The organism is Delftia sp. (genome assembly GCF_059499305.1).
This window is the reverse complement of the sequence record NZ_JCABYI010000009.1, coordinates 113,995-130,226: the sequence shown is the minus strand read 5'-3', so window position 1 is coordinate 130,226 and position 16,232 is coordinate 113,995. Positions and strand designations below refer to the sequence as shown.

General features: G+C 64.7%; 32 protein-coding genes and 1 tRNA gene. 1 reads left to right on the top strand and 32 read right to left on the bottom strand.

Translation table 11 applies throughout. The annotated features are described in order from the left end of the window. Position 1 precedes the first annotated feature (1 nt). The 31 genes from AC5I49_RS06905 to AC5I49_RS06755 all read right to left on the bottom strand — a co-directional run bounded on the left by AC5I49_RS06905 (position 2) and on the right by AC5I49_RS06755 (position 15,574). Positions 2-391 (bottom strand): hypothetical protein, encoded by a 390-nt coding sequence (locus AC5I49_RS06905; protein ID WP_495789082.1) that lies wholly within the window; start codon positions 389-391, stop codon positions 2-4. After that, positions 391-894 carry a DnaT-like ssDNA-binding protein gene (locus AC5I49_RS06900; protein ID WP_495789081.1) on the bottom strand — a complete coding sequence of 168 codons (504 nt, stop codon included), beginning with the start codon at positions 892-894 and terminating at the stop codon, positions 391-393. Before AC5I49_RS06900 ends, AC5I49_RS06905 begins: the two co-directional genes overlap by 1 nt. Before the next feature lie 2 nt (positions 895-896). Continuing rightward, positions 897-1,280 carry a hypothetical protein gene (locus AC5I49_RS06895; RefSeq protein WP_495789080.1) on the bottom strand — a complete coding sequence of 128 codons (384 nt, stop codon included), beginning with the start codon at positions 1,278-1,280 and terminating at the stop codon, positions 897-899. 85 nt (positions 1,281-1,365) lie between these two features. Further along, the gene (locus tag AC5I49_RS06890) at positions 1,366-2,346 is read right to left on the bottom strand and encodes a DUF2184 domain-containing protein (RefSeq protein WP_495789079.1); all 981 of its coding nucleotides are present in this window, start codon (positions 2,344-2,346) and stop codon (positions 1,366-1,368) included. Between the two features lie 3 nt (positions 2,347-2,349). After that, a complete protein-coding gene (locus AC5I49_RS06885) occupies positions 2,350-2,829 on the bottom strand; it encodes a structural cement protein Gp24 (protein WP_495789078.1) in 480 nt (159 codons plus the stop codon). A 15-nt stretch (positions 2,830-2,844) separates the two neighbouring features. Beyond that, positions 2,845-3,990, bottom strand: a complete 1,146-nt coding sequence (locus AC5I49_RS06880; protein ID WP_495789077.1) for a DUF2213 domain-containing protein — start codon at positions 3,988-3,990, stop codon at positions 2,845-2,847. Between the two features lie 8 nt (positions 3,991-3,998). Beyond that, complete coding sequence (locus AC5I49_RS06875) at positions 3,999-4,226, bottom strand: Acb2/Tad1 domain-containing protein (RefSeq protein ID WP_495789076.1); 228 nt, start codon at positions 4,224-4,226, stop codon at positions 3,999-4,001. A 1-nt stretch (position 4,227) separates the two neighbouring features. Further along, positions 4,228-6,033: a phage portal protein gene (locus AC5I49_RS06870; RefSeq protein WP_495789075.1), complete on the bottom strand. Its 1,806-nt coding sequence runs from the start codon at positions 6,031-6,033 to the stop codon at positions 4,228-4,230. Further along, a complete protein-coding gene (locus tag AC5I49_RS06865) occupies positions 6,033-7,277 on the bottom strand; it encodes a PBSX family phage terminase large subunit (RefSeq protein ID WP_495789074.1) in 1,245 nt (414 codons plus the stop codon). The genes AC5I49_RS06870 and AC5I49_RS06865 overlap by 1 nt, the downstream gene beginning before the upstream one ends. After that, the gene (locus AC5I49_RS06860) at positions 7,258-7,716 is read right to left on the bottom strand and encodes a DUF2280 domain-containing protein (RefSeq protein WP_495789073.1); all 459 of its coding nucleotides are present in this window, start codon (positions 7,714-7,716) and stop codon (positions 7,258-7,260) included. Before AC5I49_RS06860 ends, AC5I49_RS06865 begins: the two co-directional genes overlap by 20 nt. Before the next feature lie 30 nt (positions 7,717-7,746). Further along, positions 7,747-8,379 carry a putative metallopeptidase gene (locus AC5I49_RS06855; RefSeq protein ID WP_495789072.1) on the bottom strand — a complete coding sequence of 211 codons (633 nt, stop codon included), beginning with the start codon at positions 8,377-8,379 and terminating at the stop codon, positions 7,747-7,749. A 90-nt stretch (positions 8,380-8,469) separates the two neighbouring features. Further along, positions 8,470-8,543 (bottom strand) — tRNA-Gly (locus AC5I49_RS06850). A 48-nt stretch (positions 8,544-8,591) separates the two neighbouring features. Beyond that, positions 8,592-9,098 carry a Rha family transcriptional regulator gene (locus tag AC5I49_RS06845; protein ID WP_495789172.1) on the bottom strand — a complete coding sequence of 169 codons (507 nt, stop codon included), beginning with the start codon at positions 9,096-9,098 and terminating at the stop codon, positions 8,592-8,594. 272 nt (positions 9,099-9,370) lie between these two features. Further along, complete coding sequence (locus tag AC5I49_RS06840) at positions 9,371-9,829, bottom strand: hypothetical protein (RefSeq protein WP_495789071.1); 459 nt, start codon at positions 9,827-9,829, stop codon at positions 9,371-9,373. A gap of 16 nt (positions 9,830-9,845) precedes the next feature. Then, positions 9,846-10,106, bottom strand: coding sequence for a hypothetical protein (locus tag AC5I49_RS06835; RefSeq protein ID WP_495789070.1), 261 nt, complete (start codon positions 10,104-10,106; stop codon positions 9,846-9,848). After that, positions 10,106-10,450: a PDDEXK family nuclease gene (locus tag AC5I49_RS06830; RefSeq protein WP_495789069.1), complete on the bottom strand. Its 345-nt coding sequence runs from the start codon at positions 10,448-10,450 to the stop codon at positions 10,106-10,108. The genes AC5I49_RS06835 and AC5I49_RS06830 overlap by 1 nt, the downstream gene beginning before the upstream one ends. Beyond that, positions 10,447-10,785, bottom strand: coding sequence for a hypothetical protein (locus tag AC5I49_RS06825; RefSeq protein WP_495789068.1), 339 nt, complete (start codon positions 10,783-10,785; stop codon positions 10,447-10,449). Before AC5I49_RS06825 ends, AC5I49_RS06830 begins: the two co-directional genes overlap by 4 nt. After that, positions 10,778-10,900: a hypothetical protein gene (locus AC5I49_RS06820; protein ID WP_495789067.1), complete on the bottom strand. Its 123-nt coding sequence runs from the start codon at positions 10,898-10,900 to the stop codon at positions 10,778-10,780. The genes AC5I49_RS06825 and AC5I49_RS06820 overlap by 8 nt, the downstream gene beginning before the upstream one ends. Next, positions 10,897-11,046 carry a hypothetical protein gene (locus AC5I49_RS06815; RefSeq protein ID WP_495789066.1) on the bottom strand — a complete coding sequence of 50 codons (150 nt, stop codon included), beginning with the start codon at positions 11,044-11,046 and terminating at the stop codon, positions 10,897-10,899. The genes AC5I49_RS06820 and AC5I49_RS06815 overlap by 4 nt, the downstream gene beginning before the upstream one ends. Beyond that, positions 11,043-11,408 (bottom strand): hypothetical protein, encoded by a 366-nt coding sequence (locus tag AC5I49_RS06810; protein WP_495789065.1) that lies wholly within the window; start codon positions 11,406-11,408, stop codon positions 11,043-11,045. The genes AC5I49_RS06815 and AC5I49_RS06810 overlap by 4 nt, the downstream gene beginning before the upstream one ends. Beyond that, positions 11,405-11,764: a hypothetical protein gene (locus AC5I49_RS06805; protein WP_495789064.1), complete on the bottom strand. Its 360-nt coding sequence runs from the start codon at positions 11,762-11,764 to the stop codon at positions 11,405-11,407. The genes AC5I49_RS06810 and AC5I49_RS06805 overlap by 4 nt, the downstream gene beginning before the upstream one ends. Continuing rightward, on the bottom strand, positions 11,761-12,117 hold the full coding sequence (locus tag AC5I49_RS06800) for a hypothetical protein (RefSeq protein WP_495789063.1): 357 nt from the start codon (positions 12,115-12,117) through the stop codon (positions 11,761-11,763). Before AC5I49_RS06800 ends, AC5I49_RS06805 begins: the two co-directional genes overlap by 4 nt. After that, a complete protein-coding gene (locus tag AC5I49_RS06795) occupies positions 12,114-12,518 on the bottom strand; it encodes a hypothetical protein (protein ID WP_495789062.1) in 405 nt (134 codons plus the stop codon). Before AC5I49_RS06795 ends, AC5I49_RS06800 begins: the two co-directional genes overlap by 4 nt. After that, on the bottom strand, positions 12,515-12,718 hold the full coding sequence (locus AC5I49_RS06790; RefSeq protein WP_495789061.1) for a hypothetical protein: 204 nt from the start codon (positions 12,716-12,718) through the stop codon (positions 12,515-12,517). Before AC5I49_RS06790 ends, AC5I49_RS06795 begins: the two co-directional genes overlap by 4 nt. Beyond that, a complete protein-coding gene (locus AC5I49_RS06785) occupies positions 12,715-13,092 on the bottom strand; it encodes a hypothetical protein (protein WP_495789060.1) in 378 nt (125 codons plus the stop codon). The genes AC5I49_RS06790 and AC5I49_RS06785 overlap by 4 nt, the downstream gene beginning before the upstream one ends. Beyond that, complete coding sequence (locus tag AC5I49_RS06780) at positions 13,089-13,298, bottom strand: hypothetical protein (RefSeq protein WP_495789059.1); 210 nt, start codon at positions 13,296-13,298, stop codon at positions 13,089-13,091. The genes AC5I49_RS06785 and AC5I49_RS06780 overlap by 4 nt, the downstream gene beginning before the upstream one ends. Beyond that, positions 13,295-13,762 carry a hypothetical protein gene (locus AC5I49_RS06775; RefSeq protein ID WP_495789058.1) on the bottom strand — a complete coding sequence of 156 codons (468 nt, stop codon included), beginning with the start codon at positions 13,760-13,762 and terminating at the stop codon, positions 13,295-13,297. Before AC5I49_RS06775 ends, AC5I49_RS06780 begins: the two co-directional genes overlap by 4 nt. Beyond that, positions 13,752-14,702 (bottom strand): YdaU family protein, encoded by a 951-nt coding sequence (locus tag AC5I49_RS06770; protein WP_495789057.1) that lies wholly within the window; start codon positions 14,700-14,702, stop codon positions 13,752-13,754. The genes AC5I49_RS06775 and AC5I49_RS06770 overlap by 11 nt, the downstream gene beginning before the upstream one ends. A 173-nt stretch (positions 14,703-14,875) precedes the next feature. Continuing rightward, the gene (locus AC5I49_RS06765) at positions 14,876-15,040 is read right to left on the bottom strand and encodes a hypothetical protein (protein ID WP_495789056.1); all 165 of its coding nucleotides are present in this window, start codon (positions 15,038-15,040) and stop codon (positions 14,876-14,878) included. Between the two features lie 36 nt (positions 15,041-15,076). After that, the gene (locus tag AC5I49_RS06760; protein WP_495789055.1) at positions 15,077-15,301 is read right to left on the bottom strand and encodes a hypothetical protein; all 225 of its coding nucleotides are present in this window, start codon (positions 15,299-15,301) and stop codon (positions 15,077-15,079) included. A 21-nt stretch (positions 15,302-15,322) separates the two neighbouring features. Continuing rightward, complete coding sequence (locus tag AC5I49_RS06755; protein ID WP_250439358.1) at positions 15,323-15,574, bottom strand: hypothetical protein; 252 nt, start codon at positions 15,572-15,574, stop codon at positions 15,323-15,325. A 112-nt stretch (positions 15,575-15,686) separates the two neighbouring features. On the opposite strand from AC5I49_RS06755, the gene AC5I49_RS06750 reads away from it, so the two are divergent. Then, positions 15,687-15,851, top strand: coding sequence for a hypothetical protein (locus AC5I49_RS06750; RefSeq protein ID WP_495789054.1), 165 nt, complete (start codon positions 15,687-15,689; stop codon positions 15,849-15,851). A gap of 119 nt (positions 15,852-15,970) precedes the next feature. Here AC5I49_RS06750 and AC5I49_RS06745 read toward each other — a convergent pair whose 3' ends face one another. Next, positions 15,971-16,177 carry a Cro/CI family transcriptional regulator gene (locus tag AC5I49_RS06745; RefSeq protein ID WP_495789053.1) on the bottom strand — a complete coding sequence of 69 codons (207 nt, stop codon included), beginning with the start codon at positions 16,175-16,177 and terminating at the stop codon, positions 15,971-15,973. Positions 16,178-16,232 lie beyond the last annotated feature (55 nt).

The following is a 16,232-nucleotide window of genomic DNA, read 5'->3' as shown; positions in this document are numbered from 1 at the left end:
CCTACCCCCTGATGAAAAATTTGACCGCAGACACTGTGCCTGCGGCCGGAATGCGCTTGACGCCCAGGATGTGCACCGGGACGCCATCCACTGACAGCACATCGCCGGCTTGGTACTCCATCCTGGGCGCCTCGCAAATCGCTTGACGGTCGGATGCCAGGAGAACAGCCCCATCCATCTCCGTGCCGACCAGCTGCTGGCTGATGCCGCTCACTGCGCCGCCAAGCGTCTCAGACTGCACCACCGGCTCCACGGGGTCCCACGGATTCGGGCCGGGCGTGCCGGGCGTCTTGCGGGTCAGCACGATCTCGCCCTGGCCCAGGCCGCCCTGGCTGGTGGGCGCGAGCATCTCCCGCGCCATGTCCTGCATCTCTTGGTAGAAGTCGGGCATCAGATCACCCTGAACAGCGTGTCAGCTCTGCGCTTGCCGGAACACAGCCAGGGCAGGACCATGCCGTTGATGATGGCGTCCGAGGCCATGCCAGCCGCCGAAGCGCTCCCGCCGCCGGCGTCTGCCGCCGAGAAGAATTCGCGCTCCACAGCACCCTCGACGCGCTGCCGTTTGACAACTCGGTTTGGATCGGTGCTGCCCGTGGCCCAGCCCGGCGTGGTCGCCTCCAGGTAGGCCGCCCGGTAGCTGGCGTTGATCCAGGCCGGCGGGATGAGGTCCTCGGGCACGGGCTGGCCGTTCACCCGGTGTCCAGCGCGCGGCCAAGTCAGCTCCTGGGAGAAGCCGCCGGCGCGGTGGCTGCATTGCAGCCGGGCCTCGTAGGCTGCATCCACATAGGCGCTGCCGATCGCGCGTAGCGTGGCGGGCACGGCGCCCACCGGCAGAGTCAGGCCCTGAGCCGTCAACCAGGCCTGCAGGCCGTCATCGGTCCCGTATGCCGCCATGGTCAGGCCTTCAGCTTGGCGATCTCTTCCGCCACGCGCTTGTCGGACCAACGTTTGTCTGCGGGCTTGCCGGCCACGGCCTCGTACTGGGCGCGCGCGTCAGCAGGCTCAGCAGGCTCAGCAGGCTCAGCAGGCTCAGCAGGCTCAGCAGCAGCATCGACGCCCTGCAGGTCCTCGGCGGCGCTCGGCTCCGGCTCCGGCTCCGGCGCGGGTGCGGGTGCGGGTGCCTCAGCATCCTCCACGCGCACGGCCATGCTGGCAGCCAGCAGGTCCAGGTACTCGCCGGAAAACTCGCCCTCGACGCTATCAAAGGCCGGCAGGCGCACCGGGCCATCGACGCCCTGCAGGTCATAGGGGCTGTTGGTCAGGTTCGTGATCTTTTTCATGGTCGCTCCAGGCATAGAAAAGCCCACTGCGGGGCAATGGACTGGGTATGCCGGGTCAAGGGCCGTAGCCCTCAACCCAGGCCCGTCAGGGGGTGGGCGGTTCGCTGATATGGTCCAGGTAGCGCATGGCCACCGTGGTCAGCAGCTCGACGCCGCCGGTGCGGAAGATGCCAGGGATGGCGAAGTTCATCGGGCCGTCCTGCCACACCGGAAGGAAGCGGTGAGGCATCGGCAGATGCAGCTTCACGTACTCAGCGTCGTTCTTGTAGGCCACGAGCCGGCCGGTGGTGCCGTTGGCCGCGCCAGTGCTCAACTCGCGAACCGTGCGGATGGTCAGGGGCAGGCCCGTCTTCATCGTGTACAGGTTCGTGCGCATCAGGAACGACAGGATGGTCTCCATCGTCGTGGCGCTGTAGGGCGTCGCGGCGATGTAGTTGAATGCCTCGTCGGGCATCAGGATCGTGTCGGCCAGTTCGGCTTGGAAAGTGGCCGTCGAAACGCCCTGCAGAGCGATGTTCACGTCGCGCACGATCTGGGCGGGAGTCTTCACGCCCACGCCGGCTGCATTCACCCACAACGGAGAGCTTCCCGTGCCGTCGGCTGGTGCGTTGCTCACCACGACGCCGCTGTAGTTGATCAGGCCACCCATGCCTTTTTCCGGGCTGCCCTTCACCGTGAGGTCGTACATGAACTTCGTGTACGCCAGGCGCGCAGACTTGGCGCGGCGGTCCGGCAGGCCGGCGCCTGGGAAGCCCATGGTCGTGTTGACCTCTTCCATGTTGAACTGGTAGCCGATAGCCGCCAGCTGGAAGGTCTTGATCTGTTGATCCTGGTCCACGTCGGCCAGAGGGATGTCCTTGGCATATCCGGACTGCCAGTTGGCGCGGCCGGTGTTGTTCGACGTATAGGTCAGGATGCCAGGGGACCACTCGGGGGACGAGGTGTCCACGTAGATCAGGCGGCCGTAGTCCCAGTCGGGGTAGCGCGTCTCGTAGACACGCTGGTTGATCTGGTAGGCCTGGCCGGTGACGAAAGCGAGCGCTTGTTGGTCAGTGAATTGGTGCATTTTTTAGGCTCCCGAAACAGAAAGCGAGGGGACGGGGCGGCGGTAGCGCACGACGCCGACCGCGCCGCTGACGCCGTCTTCCTCGAACTGTGCGCCGGGGATGGTCACCACGGTGGCGGACTGGGCAGCGCCGGTCCAGTTATTGGCGGCCGTGTTCCAGCGGGCCGCCTGGCCCTTGGTCACGTTGGCGCCCAGCAGCACGCCGATGACGCCCGATTCGCAGATGCCGACGTTGTCGTACTGCGCGTAGCCGTCACCGGGGCGCGGCAGGACCTGCGAGGCCTCGGTGATGCCCAGCACGTTCTCGCCGGTGGTGGCCGTGATCTGGACGCAGGTGTGTGCACCAGTGCCGGGCTTGACCGGGACGCCGAAGCCCAGCGTGCCGGAGCCTTCCTTGGTGCGGGTGAAGGTGTTCCACTCTTCCATGTTGACGCGGCGGCCAACGGCGAAGGGGGCAATGCTTTCCTTGAACTGAATAGGCATGGTGTGTGCCCTCCTTTACTGCTTGGTGCGCCAGGCGTTGAGGTCGGCATTGGCGGTGGCCAGCGCCTTGTCGGCCAGGGACTGGGCGTCGCCCACGTTGACCACGCCACTGCGCAGCGCGGTGGCCACGGGGTTCGTGGTGGCGGCGTCCTTGGCCAGGGCCTTGAACATGCCGGTGATCTGGTCGTCGTTGGCGCCCTTGACGGTCTCGTCACCCAGCTTGGCCAGCACGGCGGCCTTGCGCAGCTCGGCGTCGGTCTTGCCCTTGGGGTCGATGCTGGCGTCCATGGCCTTGACCTGGCCCACCAGCTCGGTGCGCGCGGCCACCAGGGCGTCCACGTCGATGACAGCGGCGTCCTTGGCCTTCTTGACCTCGGCCTTGAGCTTGCCGATTTCCTCGTCCTTCTCTTCGTCGGACTTCTTCTTCGCTGCCATGGCGTCGGCCAGCTGCTTGGTCATGTCGGCCTTGTAGGCCTCGATCACGGCGGCGGCATCTGCGGTCAGGCCCTGGGCAGCCTTGTCGCCCAGAACCACCGTCTTGGTTTGATCGCTCATGCGACCCTCCTTCACAGTTGTGGGCGAAATGCCCGGTTGAAAATCTTGGACAGGGCTCGCGCCCCAGGAATCGCCGATGCGCGCCTTCTCGCCGGCGCGGCCCTTGGGCACCAGGGCGAGGTGGTTGTAGCGAATGCCGCGCTGCTCGAAGTCGGCCTCCAGACCGTCGCGGGCCGGGACGATGGCGGCGCTGTAGCCCATCGAGATTTCCTGATGGGTCGTGCGCGCGGCCTTGGTCGCTCCGGCGTCCTTGATCATGGGATTGACCACGATCCATTCGGGCTCCGTGCTGTAGGCGTCCCCGATCTCGCCCACCGCATACTTCGACCAGTTCGCACCGGTGACTTCCTCACTGGGGTGGTCAACGGTTATGGGAAGCCTCGTAATGCTGGCCAGCGAGTCGGGGTGGAACACCTCGTCCGGATGCCGATAGACCCGCACCACGTCGCCAGGCTTGAAGCCGGCATCCCGCGCCACGTCGCCCAGCTCGCTCGCGTAGTACAGCTGCACGCCGGTGCGCGCCACGCGGGCCGTGGCCACCAGGTAGCCCTCGCGGGTCTCCTTCAGCTCGCCCACGGCCACGCGATCAGCGAATTTCACGTTCATGGCGCGCCTCAGAAGGTCGTCGGCCGGGCCACGGCGCGAGTGAGCGCCATCAGGCCGGTCTGCAGGTCAGTTGCCCCGATGGCAACCCAGCGGCCATCCACATCGGGTGCGGCCTGCAGACGCTCAACCAAGGCCCCGAGCACCACGCCCTGGGCCTTGATCTCGTTCATCAGGGCGGCCTCGGCCTCGGTCAGCTGGCGGTAGCCGGTGATCTTCGGCTGCTGAAACGTTTCCATATCACTTCTCCTTCCAGTTTTCGTCCAGGGCCTCGAAGATCTCGGGGCCCAGCTTGATCTCGCCGCGCCAGGGCTCGATGGCATCGATGTCGCCGGTGAAGGCGTAGGAGATCGAGATGTGCGGCTGGTACTCGGGCCAGTCCCAGGTCGCGCCGGCGCGCACCATCTCCTCGTGGCGCCAGGACAGGTTGCTGCTGACGAACGCCAGCACGGCCGTGTCCTTGCTTTCCCCGAAGGCCTCCATCAGCCGCGCGCCGCCGGCGTTGACGACAAGCTCGCTGCCCCAGGCCTCGCCCATCGCCATCCAGTTCACCGGCTGGCGGCTGTAGGTGATGGTCACGTGCATGTCTGCGGCGGCCACCAGGTTGCCGATGCCCTGCCCCCGGTAATGGGCCAGGATCTCGGCGGCGTTGAGCACCTTGCGGCTGACATACAGCGGGCGTGGCGCGGCGTCGGCCAGCGGCGCGACACCAGTGGCTGGCGGGTCTTCCTCGCCTTCGGCCGGCAGGCCCTGCTCGCGCAGGCTCCCGAAGTCCTCCACGGCCTGCTCCAGACCGGGCAGCATCCCCTGCTCCGTCAGCTCGTTGACCAGCGCATCGGACAGCGCGTCCATGGGGATCAGCTCCCCGGCGGCAGGACCGGCCAGCGAGCGCGCGGCCGATGCGGTCTTCGCGAAGATCTCGGCCCGCTCGGTCTCGGTCAGCTGCCGCAACGGGCGCCACTCGAAATAGATCTCCTCGGGCCGCTTGCCCAGGGCCTGCCAGATCAGGCACTCGTCCAGCAGCTCCATGGCCGGCTGGATCTCCGTTGCCTGGATGTGCCCGATGCGGTCGAAGTACACGCGCTCGTCGCCGTCGCCGGAGCCAGACAGACCCACGGCGGCGCGGCCGTACAGGCGCGTGACTGGGATGCGCGAGGCGCCCGACACGGCATCCATGAACTTGGCCACCACGTCCGGCAGGCCGGCGAAGTTGGCGCTCTTCTGCTCGTAGTCGTCCTCGGCGTCGATGACCAGGGCGCCGTTGATGCCCTTCATGGCCGCCTGTGTGCTCAGCCGGCGCGCGAGTACCGCATCGTTCCCCTCGTCCTCCAGCATCGAGGCGAAGCCATTGAACTTCAGCACGTCCACCTTGGCCTCGAAGACCAGCGATGCCATGTTGGCCATGGTGCTGTCCATGTGCTGGACGGCGTCCATTGTGGACTGCAGCACGCTGTCGCCCCATCCTTGGTTCTGGGCAGCGGCGTTCGCATCCTCGGGGAGCGCGGCGCCCCGGAAGATCACCAGCCGGCTTGCGTGAATGCGCACCTGCCCGGCGTTGTCGCCCGTGGACAGCGTGTAGAACTCTGGTCGCCCGTAGTAGGGGTTGTCGATGTCGCGCACCACCTGGTCCGGGGTCAGGTTGTTCCGGGTCAGAACCACCAGGGATCGGATCTCCTCCTTGCCCACCTGCAGCGGCAGCTCCTGCTTCGCCGTCTTCGTGTTCAGGTAGATCGCCGCCCCGCCGTACAGCCGCGCGGCCGTCACGGCATCCTGCACGCGGCGCTTGAGGTGCAGCGCCTTCTCCAGGCGCTCGATCTTGGTGATCTGCTCGGCCTCGGCGCGCCACTGGCGCCATTTCCGGGTGGCGTCCTCAGCCGGGTAGTCGATGATGGCCCGGGCCAGCCAGGTGGACCGATAGATCGCCTCCAGTTGCTGAGGCGTCCATGGGGTCACGACGTAGTGGTTGTGCGCCGCCTTGTCGCGCGCGGTGCCCAGGTTCGCCACGATGTTGACGAGCCCATCAGCCATGTTTTTGATGATGCCCATCAGAAGCCTCTCCAGGAATACCCGGCGCGCTTGATCAGCGGGCCAAGCGCATAACGCAATGCGTCGATGTAGTGGTTGTTCGCGTCCACGATGTCCGTGAGCACGTCGCCGCTCTTGCGGTCCACCTTGTAGCTGTAGAGCCGGGCCTCGCGCAGCACCTGGGCGCACCGCTCATGGATGACGATTTCCTTGTAGCCGCGCAGGTGAGCGATGCCGTCCTCTACGCTGCCCTTCCACTTCTCCACGGCTTCTAGCTTGGGCAGGCACTGGCGCTTGCCGTCGCGGCCCCTGCTCTTGACGTGGCTGATCGTCTCGGGTCGCGCGGAGTCGGCGCGCACCGTGTGCTGCTCGATGCCCGGCAGCCGCTGGATCACGTAGTCGGCGATGTCGTCGTTCTCCAACCCGACCTTGCCGGCCTCGTACTCGATCCAGAGCCGACCATCCCCGACCCAGCACTTCACGCCAGCGGTCGGGTCTTGGGAGAATCCCCAGTCCAGCCCGAAGTACGGCCCATCCCAGCCCGGCTGCGGATCGAACTCGGCCACGCGGTACTTGCCCGACAGGATCTGCGCATCGCTGTTCTCGCGGTACGCGCCATCCCATACCCAGGCGTAGGTCTGGTCGTCCAGCCGGTCGCGGTCGGCCTGGCGCTCTTGGTCGAGCACCTCGGGAAACCAGGGGTTGTCCGAGTAATTCAGCTCGACAACCTTCGAATTCGGCGGCGGCTCCTTGCGAAACCGCTTGTCCGTGGGGCTGCCGTCCTTCTCTGGGTTCCATGTCACCCAGATCTCGGAGCCCTGCTCGCGCACCGTGGGAGCCAGCTTCTGCCATGCCACCTCGCTGACGCTTTCCGCCTCATCAACCCAGGCGATCAGGATGCGCGCCTTGGACTTGATGCTGTCCAGGTTGTGGCGCAGGCCGGCGAACACGTAGGAGACGCGGCGGTTCTTCGTGCGGATGTACTGCTCGCCGATCTCGAAGTAGGCATCGAGCCACGGCACCGAGCGAATGGCCTGCTTGATCTCCTCCATCGAGGACTCGCTCAGGCTGTTCATGTACTCCCGCGCGCCCAGAATCACCCCGGACACACCGGCCTCGGCGAACATGTACGCGCGTACCGCCGTCATCATGGCGAAGCTGCGGGTCTTTGCAGACCCCCGGCCACCGTGCGCGCACCGGTATCGCGCCTCGCCGCTGAACACCGGGATCAGTTTGGGCGGCAGTTCAATCCTTGCCTTGGACATTCGGAGCCACCAGTTCGATCACGGTCGGCGCCACGGGCACCGGGCCGCCGTTCGGCCCGCTGATCTCGCGGCGATTCGAGAACGCGCCGCCGGCCTCCTTCGCGGCCTGCTCCAGCAGCTGGGACGCGAGCACCACGTTCTTGCGTGACATGGCGTCCTGCAGCATGCGCTGGAGCTGCCGCAGTCGGTACGCCTGATCGGCAATCGGAATCTCCGCCACCTCCTTGCGGAAGCGCTTGCGGGTCTCCTCGAACAGGTCCCGCCACTTCTTGGACAGGTCCTTGCCAGACGCCTTCGTCGGGTCGTAGACCGCCACATGCGCGCGGTCTAGCACCAGGCCGAATTCCTCCTTGACCGCCTCAGCCACTTGAGACGGCGTGTCGTAGCAGGCGAGCGCTTGCACAATGAAGCGCTTGACCGCCTCATCGAGCCTCGCCATATGCGCTCTCCTGTATATGAGTGGTGAATGTTATGCCGCAACCTTCAGACAGGTGCCGCATGCGTGAGCGATGTTCCCCAGGCGCAGCTCAGGGCCGGCGTTAGCCGCATCAACGAGCCGCTTGACATCGACCGAAGGGCCGTAGCGCTTGACCACGCCGACGAACTCCTCCACGTCATGGCCGCGAATCTTCAGCTTCGGCTTTCCGTCCTTCCCGAAGCGGGGCGCGCCGAACTCATCCTGAGCCTGGGCGACGTGGTACAGCTCATGCTCCACCAGAGCGCACCACTCGGCATCCGAGCATTGGGCGCAGTAGCTGGCGTCCAGGGTGATCATGAAAGCGGGCACGCGACCGAACCAGTCGTAGAACTGCTGCTCCTGCCGCCCCTTCTGCCAGCCGCCGGCTCGGATCATCACTTCCTCAGCCTGACCGATCACGGTCTTCATGGCCTTGGTGAATCCGCCAGGTGCCCAGAGGAACACCAGATCAGCGTCGATCAGGTGCGCGTGGTCCGGATTGTGGATGCGGCCATCGTCGGCCAGGATCTCGGACTGGACCCACTCCCCCACCCCTTCAGCCGGGACGTAGCGCCACAGGTCGGCGGGTGGATATGGCCGGGCGCCGATGACAGCAGCCGGCTTTGCCTTTGCCGGTGTTGCCATGGCAGGCCCTTTCTGGAATAGGTGCCACCGCTGCGGGCAAGGCGTCCTGAGCGAGTTAGGCGTGTTGGGCGCGCCCGAGCGGTGGCGAACTGGAGCGGCCTCCGGGGATCGAACCCGGCTCCTCAGCTTGGAAGTCTGATGCCCGACCGATAGGCCAAGGCCGCGAATAAAAAAGCCCGCCGAAGCGGGCAACCACGAAGAACCAGTGGTGATCAGTGCAGCGGAAGCGCGGGCTGGATCTCGGCGTTGAGGCTTTCGATGCGGGCCAGCAGCGGCGCCTTTTCCTTCTTGCGCTCCAGCATCAGGTGCGATCCGAAGGAGGCGCGGACTTTGGATTCGACCTCCTGGGCGATGGCGGCCTGCAGCTGTTTCCAGAGGTCATGCCCGCGCTGGTTCAACGCATCACGCATACGGAAGAACTCGGAGATCAGGTCCGCCTTGAAGGCTACGACGGCGGCGGTGTTGCGCATGAGCGAAATCAGCAAGGCCGCCTGCTGCTCGTTCAGAAGCGCGTATTCGACATCGCCACCGCCATGCGACCCTTCCGCTCTTGCCCGGATTTCAAATCTGACCAAGCCGAACCGCTCCATGGCGGCGCGATGCCGGCGCAGCAGCTTCATGGTGCTGGCGTGCTGGGCCTTCATGCCCTGGCAGATGGTTTCAGTGGAGGCCAGGGGCTCGCCATCAACGATGACGACCAGGGGCGCAAATGCTTGCATAGCTGTCCTTTCGTGGTCTGAAACGAAAAAACCGCCACTGGGGCGGTTTGCTTGGCGGCCACTGTGTGGCTCTGGTGTGGGTTCCCTCATCGGACTTACGCCTGCTGGGGCGCTGAGGGGATGCCGTTCGCTGACCAGCTCCGCAGCTTGTGGCGAGACATTCCCGCGCGCCTATCCCGCAGCGCGCGTCCCGGCTGGTTCGGGCGCAAATGGAAAAGCCCGCAGGGCGTGAACCTTGCGGGCTTTTGTGTTTCTCACGCCTCCGGCTACCTTCAGGTAACCGGGGCGCACGACTCAGTGTCGCGGTAAGTGGTCGCGATTATGGCACCACCTGTCAAGCCGCGCAAGTCCCGGCGCGAATATGACGACCAGAACGAGCGAAGGCCATTGATCCGGCCTTGGTGCCATTGCTGGTTGGTGGCGTTCATGCGCCGGCGCGCGGCATTGGGATGCTCCTTCTGCGGGATGTACAGGGCCAGGAGGATGCGACGGAACTGCATGGGCACGACCTGCAGCGCGCGCTGGACCTGCATGGCGCTCCAGTCCGGCATTAAAGGCTCCATGGGTTCCTCGCGGTCCTTCATGGGCGGCGGCGGTGGGACGTACTTGCCCTCTGCGCTGGCGCACCGCTGCTTCTTGTAGCGGTCCTGGGCCCAGCGACCGTATCGCTCCAGTAACTCCTCAGCCTGGCGCAACTCCACGGGCACGGTCAGGTTCAGGTCTCGTTTCATGCGTGGCTCTCTTTCTTCAGTTGCTCATCAGGCGCTGCACGGTCACGTTCAGCGCGTCGTTTTCATCCATCTTCATGACCGACCACATGCGGCGCTGGCCGTGCAGTCCGTTGAAGCTGCCACGATGGCAGTCTGGGCACAGGGCGATGCAGCTGTACTGGTTTCCCTGCTTTGTGTGGTGGGCCTCGCTCGGCCCGGGCGCATTACAGACGCTGCAGGGCAGCTCCTTGACGCGGCCGAGGTGCGCGCGCTCTTTGGCGTTGAGCTTGTTGAGCATCAGAACTCCTCCAAAGCCCAGCCGCCGCCGTCCTTCTTGGCCTTGGCCTTGATGGCGACGAAGCGGAAGGGGTAGAGGTCGGCCGCGACCTTGATCTTTGCCCTGGCGTCGTCCTGCCAGAAGCCCTTGACCTCGTGGCACTCCATCACGCCATCCGCGCTCATGACGGCGAAGTCAGGCGTGTAGAAGGTGTTGTCGGCCAGGCGCAGCTTGATGCCCTCGAACTTGTGCCACTGGATCAAGCCGGCGTGCTGCTGGCTGCTCAGGTGCTGGGCATAGGCCTGCTCGGTCTTATTCATCTGTCCGGTCTTGAGCCGGCCCAGGGCGTACATGGCTTTGTTCATCGGACCGCCCTCCCCTCTGCGCGGCTGCTCGCCTCCTGGCTTCGCCAGATCTCCACCTGCAGCTCTGCCGCCTTCATCTTCCAGCGGAAGAGTTCTTCGGCTTCCACGGCAGCCTCCAGGCCATTCAGCAGCTCGATGTACTCCGGGTGGGCGTATGCGGAGGCCTCGCGGTCCGCCACGGTCTTCCCTTCGGACTGCTGCATCAGGATGGCCTTCTTGCTCTTGCGGAACTCCTCCAGCTGCACGCGCTTTGCTTTCGCAGCGGCGTAGCGGGGCGCGGTCTGGAGCATGTAGTCCACGGCCACCTGCGGATCGATGGGGGCTCGGTCAGTCATGACGCCCCCTAAAAGCCCGGATGACCTTCGCCAACCCATCAAGGCCGACGACCAAGAGCAGCAGAACGCCGAAGAACACCCAGAGGCTGCTGAAGATGAATTCGAGGTAGGTCATGCCTGCGCCCCCTTCCCCGCCCACGACTCGTAGGCGGCCTGGGGCGTGAGGCCGAAGCCGTAGACGCGGCCAGCCAGGAAGAAACCCCGATAGAACGGACTGAAGCACAGCCAGACGCCGTTCTCTTTGCGGATGCGGGGCATCATGCTTGCTCCTTCGCGCGCTGTGCGAGCCACTTGGCTTCAGTGGCCACGGAAGTTGCTCGGTCGGTGGCGATCTCGGCAATCTGGAAGAGCTCGATGCCATGGCCATACCCAGCGCAAGCCCAGACCGACCCGTCCTTCCACTGGATCACCCGGCCATAGCCAGGCGGCCATGTGTCCAGGTGCCTGGCCAGCAGCTCGATCAGGGTCGCGCCCCGCTGCTCTTCCTCTGCCTCGAACTCGATGACCGTGTGCATCACGCGGATCTCGTTGCGCGGCGCGCCGAACAGGAAGTTTAGGAAGGCGACGAAGCCAGAAGCCAGCGGGTCGAAGCCCATGCGGCGCAGTGCTTGATATCGGGTCATGCAACCTCCCTTGGCAGCTGAGCCGCAGCACAGCGCAGGATGGCCAGGCGCATACGGTCCGCGCGCTGGGATTCGTCGGGGACGTCTTCGACAAACTGCTGCCCCGGCCCAACGTATCCATCAACGCTGGCGCAGACCCACGGATGGTTGTCTGCCGGGTGGTTGTGCTCCACGCTGATGCGTAGGGCGGCGGCCAGGTCAAGAGCCTGTGCTCCGTCATTGAGCGGATTCCACAGCCGCTGATAGTCCCCATCGGCAACCAGAACGGCTTGCATTGGCTCATGCCCATCAAGCCACCCGGTCTGTTGCAGTCCCATGGCCCGTGCAGCCGCCTCCAGCATTTCGCGCTCGGTCATGCTGCGTCTCCTGTCTTGGCTGCTGCCTGGGGCGCTGCTGCCAGCATGCGGTGCCACACTTCCTTGCGCGCCCATTCCTCCTGAATGCTCACACTGCCCGCGCCAGACCACCGGCCCACATCCAGCATCCGCCGCGTAGGCACGACCGGCACCAGGGCGAACCCATGCGGCACGGCCGGCGATGCGCCAAGCAACTCCCGCAGGGCCTTGTTCTCTGCGTCCAGGCGGCGCAGCTCGGCGGCGGCCCCCTTGCGAACACCGATCTCGTTCTGGAGCAGATTCGGCGAGAACGCGCCGAACTCCAGCATCTTGGCCAAGGACTCTGCTCTGCTCTGTGTCTCTGTCTTGCTCATGCGGCCTCCTGGACGAAAGCGCGGACGACATCAGCCAGGCGCTGGCCGGCGTACATCATTCGCTGGGAAACGATCTGGTCACGGTGGCATTTGCAGCCGCCGTTCGTGTGCATGCCCTGCGGGCGCTTCACCAAGCAGCCGCCATCCCTGCAGCCCGACTGCGCGCTCATCGCGTCGCGCAATTTGTCGTACTCGGCCAGCGCACTGGCGATTTCCTGATGCTGCTTTTGAAGCAGCTCCTCGACAGTCTTCTTGCTGAAAAGCGCAAGATCCTCGTCGTCGCAACGACGGCCGCTCACGCACCATTCGCCCGATGTCCCCAGGTAGTGCTGGTCCTCAACATCCATGAATGCATCCGGCTCCGGCAGCTGCACGCCGGCTTTCTCGTGTGTCTTGCTCATTGCCCCACTCCTTTGTTGATCCACTCGGCCCTCGCTTGGGCCTGCTCTTGAGTTACTGCCTTGTGCTGTTCACAGGCCGGCGCGGTTGCGCTGTACGTGTGGCCCTTGGTGCGCTTCATGCACTGGGCGAATCCGAGGCGGCGCATGCCTGGGTCTGTTTTCTTGGGCTGCCAGTGCTGGCAGGTGATGCATGTGGTCATGGGGCCTCCTGAACGTTGACGAGTTCGCCGTCCATGTAGAACGGGTGGCGCCATCCCTTCAGCATCCGAGCGAAGGCGCGCGCGCCCTTGCACTTCAGCCCCTTCTTGCCGAACTCAATGCCATCCGGGTCGCGCCATGTGCGCACATAGAAAATCCGGTCCTCGAAGCCGGCGATGCTCACGCGCTGGATTTCGCGGATGACCATTTGCCCCCAAGCGTCCGCGATGTACGAGTGCTCCTTGCGCCACGTTGCCTCGCCAAGCACATGGCCGGCATACACCTCGTCTACCTCTACTCGGCAACCCGGCGCCCATCCGTCTTCCTCTCCGAAGCCCCAGGAGTGGAACGGGCACTTGATTTCGTGAGTGGTCATGCCGTCTCCTTGTTGGTCAATGCGAAGTGGTAGACGCCGAACTTGTCGGCCTCTTTGCTCTCGGGGCGGACGCGGCGGGCGCGGATTGCGGCCTCTGCCTCGGCCTGGTTCACGCTGGTGGTCTTGCCGTCCTTGACAACGTAGAAGCCGAAGCCTTGGCGGTAGCGCAGGACTGCGCCGGCCTTCAGGTGCTGGATGAGGGTCATTGCCATTTCTGCTTACCCTCCATGCCCAGGGCCTGGCGCGCGAACAGCAGAACCAGGGGCCTGATGCGCTCGCCCATCTCGTGCCTCTTGACGATGACCTTGGCCCACTCCTTCGGGTCGTGGCGCGGCGTCATCGCAGCCTTCAGGTCGGTCTGCTTGGCGATCTGCTCGGCAACCACCTTCTCGCTGGCCCGGGGCGCCTCCAGCTGCTTGAACTCGGGCAGCGGGCAGCAGTTGGCAATGGCGCGGAACTGGCTCACGTTCGGGCAGCGGTCCGGCAGGTTGCGCAGGGCGTAGCGCAGCGGCTCCAGGTTGCGCGCGAAGCCGGAAAGCTCGTTGCCCCAGTCGCTCTTCACCAGGTTCATGTCCACGCCTTCCCACTGGCGCAACCACGTCGCGCCGTAACGGACCTGCATCTTGGTGAAGATGGCCTCGATCACATCGGTGAAGGTCTCAACGGCCATATGAGCCTCCGTCGATCTCCAGCTGCGGCTGGGCGCGCGGCGTCACGTCGATCACGTCGCCGCCGTTCATGAATCGCTGGGCAGCCTCAAACCCGGCGCCAGGAGCTTTTCTCGCGGCCATCGGCGAGACCTCCTCGACGCGCTGGCGGGCCGCGCGCTGTGCGAAGGTCTCTACGGGTGCACCAGGGTCAAACGAACGCATGGCGGGGCCAATAGGGGCCTTCCTGAGCCATTCGGCATTGAAGCCCTGCCATCCGCGCTCAACGCAGGTGCGAACTGCCTGCTCGACAGTGATGCCCGCCGCGCCTGCCTCGCGCTGCAGCGCTTCAACCACGGTCTGGCTCACCGGCCCGGCCTTCTTTGCCTTGCGGACCTGCAGCCATTCCGCGAAGAGGCTGTCCGGCACACCGTCGATGGACGACACTGCGGATCGCTTGCCGGAGCCACGGGCAGGCTTGGCAGGAGCCGAAGGCGACGAAGAATCGTCAGATTCTTCTTTATTTGGTGTTGGTGTTGGTGTTGGTGTTGGTAGCTCAGCATCCGTTGAGCGTTCGTTGAGCGTTCGTTCGCCGCCCGCTTCTTCGTCGCTCTTCTTCTCGGAAACGTTCGCTACAGCCTTCGCTTGACGGGCGCGCACCGATGCTTCAGCGGACGCTTTAGCCTTCGACTGCTTCTCCTTCATCTTGGAGATCTCGTCGTTGCAACGAGCGTGCAGCCATCCGTCATCCGTCAGGGTGAAGAACTCGTTCAGCACTCGCTCAACATCCGCTGCATTGGCCTTCATGCGGATCTTGCGCGCGACATCAGAAGCATCAGCCGGGAGTGGTCCCTCGTTCAGGTAGTAGGCGTCGAGCAGACGGCGATATGCGCAGTCCTCGATGGGATCGAGGTGCGCTGTATGGGCGATGTAGTCGCCGATATGGAAGGGGTAGTAGTTCATCGCCCCTCCCTGCTTGCATCACGTTGCATTCGATTCCTCTTGTGCGCTGGCCGGTTGGGGCCATAAAATGCGCATGTGATTTCCAGATTCGTCTGAATCCCGGCTGCAACCGAGACCAGACTCCTAAAACGCCTGCTAGCCCTCCAGCTGCAGGCGTTTTTGCTTTTGCCCTTTCATATCGATGCCTTTCGCATGGCGTGGCGGCGGTCGCTCTCGGCGCGGCTGACTGCCTGGCCGACGACGCGGATGTATTGACCAGCTGTGTGATTGACCGGGCGCTGATGCTTGGCGCCGGCCATCACGGACTTGCTGGGGATGTGGAATGCGGTGGGCTTCATGGGATTGCTGCTTTGCAGTAACTGGAAAGTGACGGCCTAGTGAGCGCGGCGGAAACCCAGCAGTCGCCCAATAGGGCCCTGCACGGGCTTTTTCTCGTCGCGTTCGGCCAGGGCGAGCAGATGCTTCAAAGCGAAGTCCTCGAAGGACAAGCCCGCGCGGTCTGCTAGCTTTTGGAGAGCGCGCACCTGTTCAGGCGACGCGCTGCCGAAGTCGATTTGCATCGGCGGTTCGGTCATGGGGGTGGCTTCTTTCTGGGTCATGGGGCGGGTCCGAAGAAGCCATCACGCGGCCAGGAGAGCGCCGAAGGCGTTCCTGTCAAGGCCGTGGCGCTGCGTAGCATTTGTCCGATGCGAACGCTCTTCTTGATGGATCTCTTCGTCGGCCAGGCGCAGCAATGCGTCCAGCAACGTCGGGGCAACCGCTCCCCCGTTGGACCGGCGCTCGGCCCAAGCGATCAGCTTCTCCCGCTCCTCCTTGCTGGCACGCAGCATGCAGAGGGGTTCACGGATGAGGTCACGGTTGCGGTATGTCATGGTTGGTATGCCCTCCAGGCGGTTGTTGTTGGGTGGAAATCAGGAAAAGGTGCTCGCCACTCGCTGGGCTATGCTGGAAGTTCCGACACAACCAGCGCCAAGGAGGGCGAGCATGAAACTCAAGGTCAACGACATGTGGATGGCTGCGGCTGCGCAGATTGCTGCGGCGCAGATTCAGAACGACCCAGAGAAGGGCAAGCAGGAGAACCTGTGCCGCACGATCCAGGAGGCGTACTGGGAGATATGGCGTGCTGCAGAGGGCCTGAAGAACGGCTGACACAGCCAGAGCGCCGCGCCTCAACCTCGCGCCAGAGAGCCTCTTGCTCCCTGGCCTCGCGGCGCTCCTTCAGCCGGCGCGCGCCCTCGGGGATGGGGCCACCAAAGCGGTACTGCGGCTCAGCCATGGGCCTGCTCCTTGGGCTGGGCGCGGCGGCGCGAGTGAGCAGCCTTGTGAGCACGCCAGAGTGCTGCCTCCACACGGTCGACGATCCTGCGCGGAAGAACCTCTGGCCACTGGTTGACGGCCTGGTACGTGACGCCGATGGCCTTGGCGGCCTCCGCTATGGAGCCGCCCAGCTGTTGGATTGCTTCAGACTTGTTCATAGCGAACATTGAATCATGATTCACTTAGAAAAGCAATCACAATTCACTCCAGCCA

Bases quoted from the DNA above. Each gene is read 5' to 3' on its own strand.
- AC5I49_RS06780 (WP_495789059.1), bottom strand. From the start codon at position 13,298: ATGACCCTCATCCAGCACCTGAAGGCCGGCGCAGTCCTGCGCTACCGC.
- AC5I49_RS06905 (WP_495789082.1), bottom strand. From the start codon at position 391: ATGCCCGACTTCTACCAAGAGATGCAGGACATGGCGCGGGAGATGCTC.
- AC5I49_RS06875 (WP_495789076.1), bottom strand. From the start codon at position 4,226: ATGGAAACGTTTCAGCAGCCGAAGATCACCGGCTACCGCCAGCTGACC.
- AC5I49_RS06835 (WP_495789070.1), bottom strand. From the start codon at position 10,106: ATGCTCAACAAGCTCAACGCCAAAGAGCGCGCGCACCTCGGCCGCGTC.
- AC5I49_RS06770 (WP_495789057.1), bottom strand. From the start codon at position 14,702: ATGAACTACTACCCCTTCCATATCGGCGACTACATCGCCCATACAGCG.
- AC5I49_RS06825 (WP_495789068.1), bottom strand. From the start codon at position 10,785: ATGACTGACCGAGCCCCCATCGATCCGCAGGTGGCCGTGGACTACATG.
- AC5I49_RS06790 (WP_495789061.1), bottom strand. From the start codon at position 12,718: ATGACCACATGCATCACCTGCCAGCACTGGCAGCCCAAGAAAACAGAC.
- AC5I49_RS06820 (WP_495789067.1), bottom strand. From the start codon at position 10,900: ATGACCTACCTCGAATTCATCTTCAGCAGCCTCTGGGTGTTCTTCGGC.
- AC5I49_RS06855 (WP_495789072.1), bottom strand. From the start codon at position 8,379: ATGGCAACACCGGCAAAGGCAAAGCCGGCTGCTGTCATCGGCGCCCGG.
- AC5I49_RS06860 (WP_495789073.1), bottom strand. From the start codon at position 7,716: ATGGCGAGGCTCGATGAGGCGGTCAAGCGCTTCATTGTGCAAGCGCTC.
- AC5I49_RS06880 (WP_495789077.1), bottom strand. From the start codon at position 3,990: ATGAACGTGAAATTCGCTGATCGCGTGGCCGTGGGCGAGCTGAAGGAG.
- AC5I49_RS06765 (WP_495789056.1), bottom strand. From the start codon at position 15,040: ATGAAGCCCACCGCATTCCACATCCCCAGCAAGTCCGTGATGGCCGGC.
- AC5I49_RS06750 (WP_495789054.1), top strand. From the start codon at position 15,687: ATGAAACTCAAGGTCAACGACATGTGGATGGCTGCGGCTGCGCAGATT.
- AC5I49_RS06870 (WP_495789075.1), bottom strand. From the start codon at position 6,033: ATGGGCATCATCAAAAACATGGCTGATGGGCTCGTCAACATCGTGGCG.
- AC5I49_RS06845 (WP_495789172.1), bottom strand. From the start codon at position 9,098: ATGCAAGCATTTGCGCCCCTGGTCGTCATCGTTGATGGCGAGCCCCTG.
- AC5I49_RS06760 (WP_495789055.1), bottom strand. From the start codon at position 15,301: ATGACCCAGAAAGAAGCCACCCCCATGACCGAACCGCCGATGCAAATC.
- AC5I49_RS06805 (WP_495789064.1), bottom strand. From the start codon at position 11,764: ATGACCGAGCGCGAAATGCTGGAGGCGGCTGCACGGGCCATGGGACTG.
- AC5I49_RS06745 (WP_495789053.1), bottom strand. From the start codon at position 16,177: ATGAACAAGTCTGAAGCAATCCAACAGCTGGGCGGCTCCATAGCGGAG.
- AC5I49_RS06840 (WP_495789071.1), bottom strand. From the start codon at position 9,829: ATGAAACGAGACCTGAACCTGACCGTGCCCGTGGAGTTGCGCCAGGCT.
- AC5I49_RS06795 (WP_495789062.1), bottom strand. From the start codon at position 12,518: ATGAGCAAGACACACGAGAAAGCCGGCGTGCAGCTGCCGGAGCCGGAT.
- AC5I49_RS06785 (WP_495789060.1), bottom strand. From the start codon at position 13,092: ATGACCACTCACGAAATCAAGTGCCCGTTCCACTCCTGGGGCTTCGGA.
- AC5I49_RS06885 (WP_495789078.1), bottom strand. From the start codon at position 2,829: ATGCCTATTCAGTTCAAGGAAAGCATTGCCCCCTTCGCCGTTGGCCGC.
- AC5I49_RS06890 (WP_495789079.1), bottom strand. From the start codon at position 2,346: ATGCACCAATTCACTGACCAACAAGCGCTCGCTTTCGTCACCGGCCAG.
- AC5I49_RS06895 (WP_495789080.1), bottom strand. From the start codon at position 1,280: ATGAAAAAGATCACGAACCTGACCAACAGCCCCTATGACCTGCAGGGC.
- AC5I49_RS06810 (WP_495789065.1), bottom strand. From the start codon at position 11,408: ATGACCCGATATCAAGCACTGCGCCGCATGGGCTTCGACCCGCTGGCT.
- AC5I49_RS06900 (WP_495789081.1), bottom strand. From the start codon at position 894: ATGGCGGCATACGGGACCGATGACGGCCTGCAGGCCTGGTTGACGGCT.
- AC5I49_RS06755 (WP_250439358.1), bottom strand. From the start codon at position 15,574: ATGACATACCGCAACCGTGACCTCATCCGTGAACCCCTCTGCATGCTG.
- AC5I49_RS06800 (WP_495789063.1), bottom strand. From the start codon at position 12,117: ATGAGCAAGACAGAGACACAGAGCAGAGCAGAGTCCTTGGCCAAGATG.
- AC5I49_RS06830 (WP_495789069.1), bottom strand. From the start codon at position 10,450: ATGAACAAAGCCATGTACGCCCTGGGCCGGCTCAAGACCGGACAGATG.
- AC5I49_RS06775 (WP_495789058.1), bottom strand. From the start codon at position 13,762: ATGGCCGTTGAGACCTTCACCGATGTGATCGAGGCCATCTTCACCAAG.
- AC5I49_RS06865 (WP_495789074.1), bottom strand. From the start codon at position 7,277: ATGTCCAAGGCAAGGATTGAACTGCCGCCCAAACTGATCCCGGTGTTC.
- AC5I49_RS06815 (WP_495789066.1), bottom strand. From the start codon at position 11,046: ATGATGCCCCGCATCCGCAAAGAGAACGGCGTCTGGCTGTGCTTCAGT.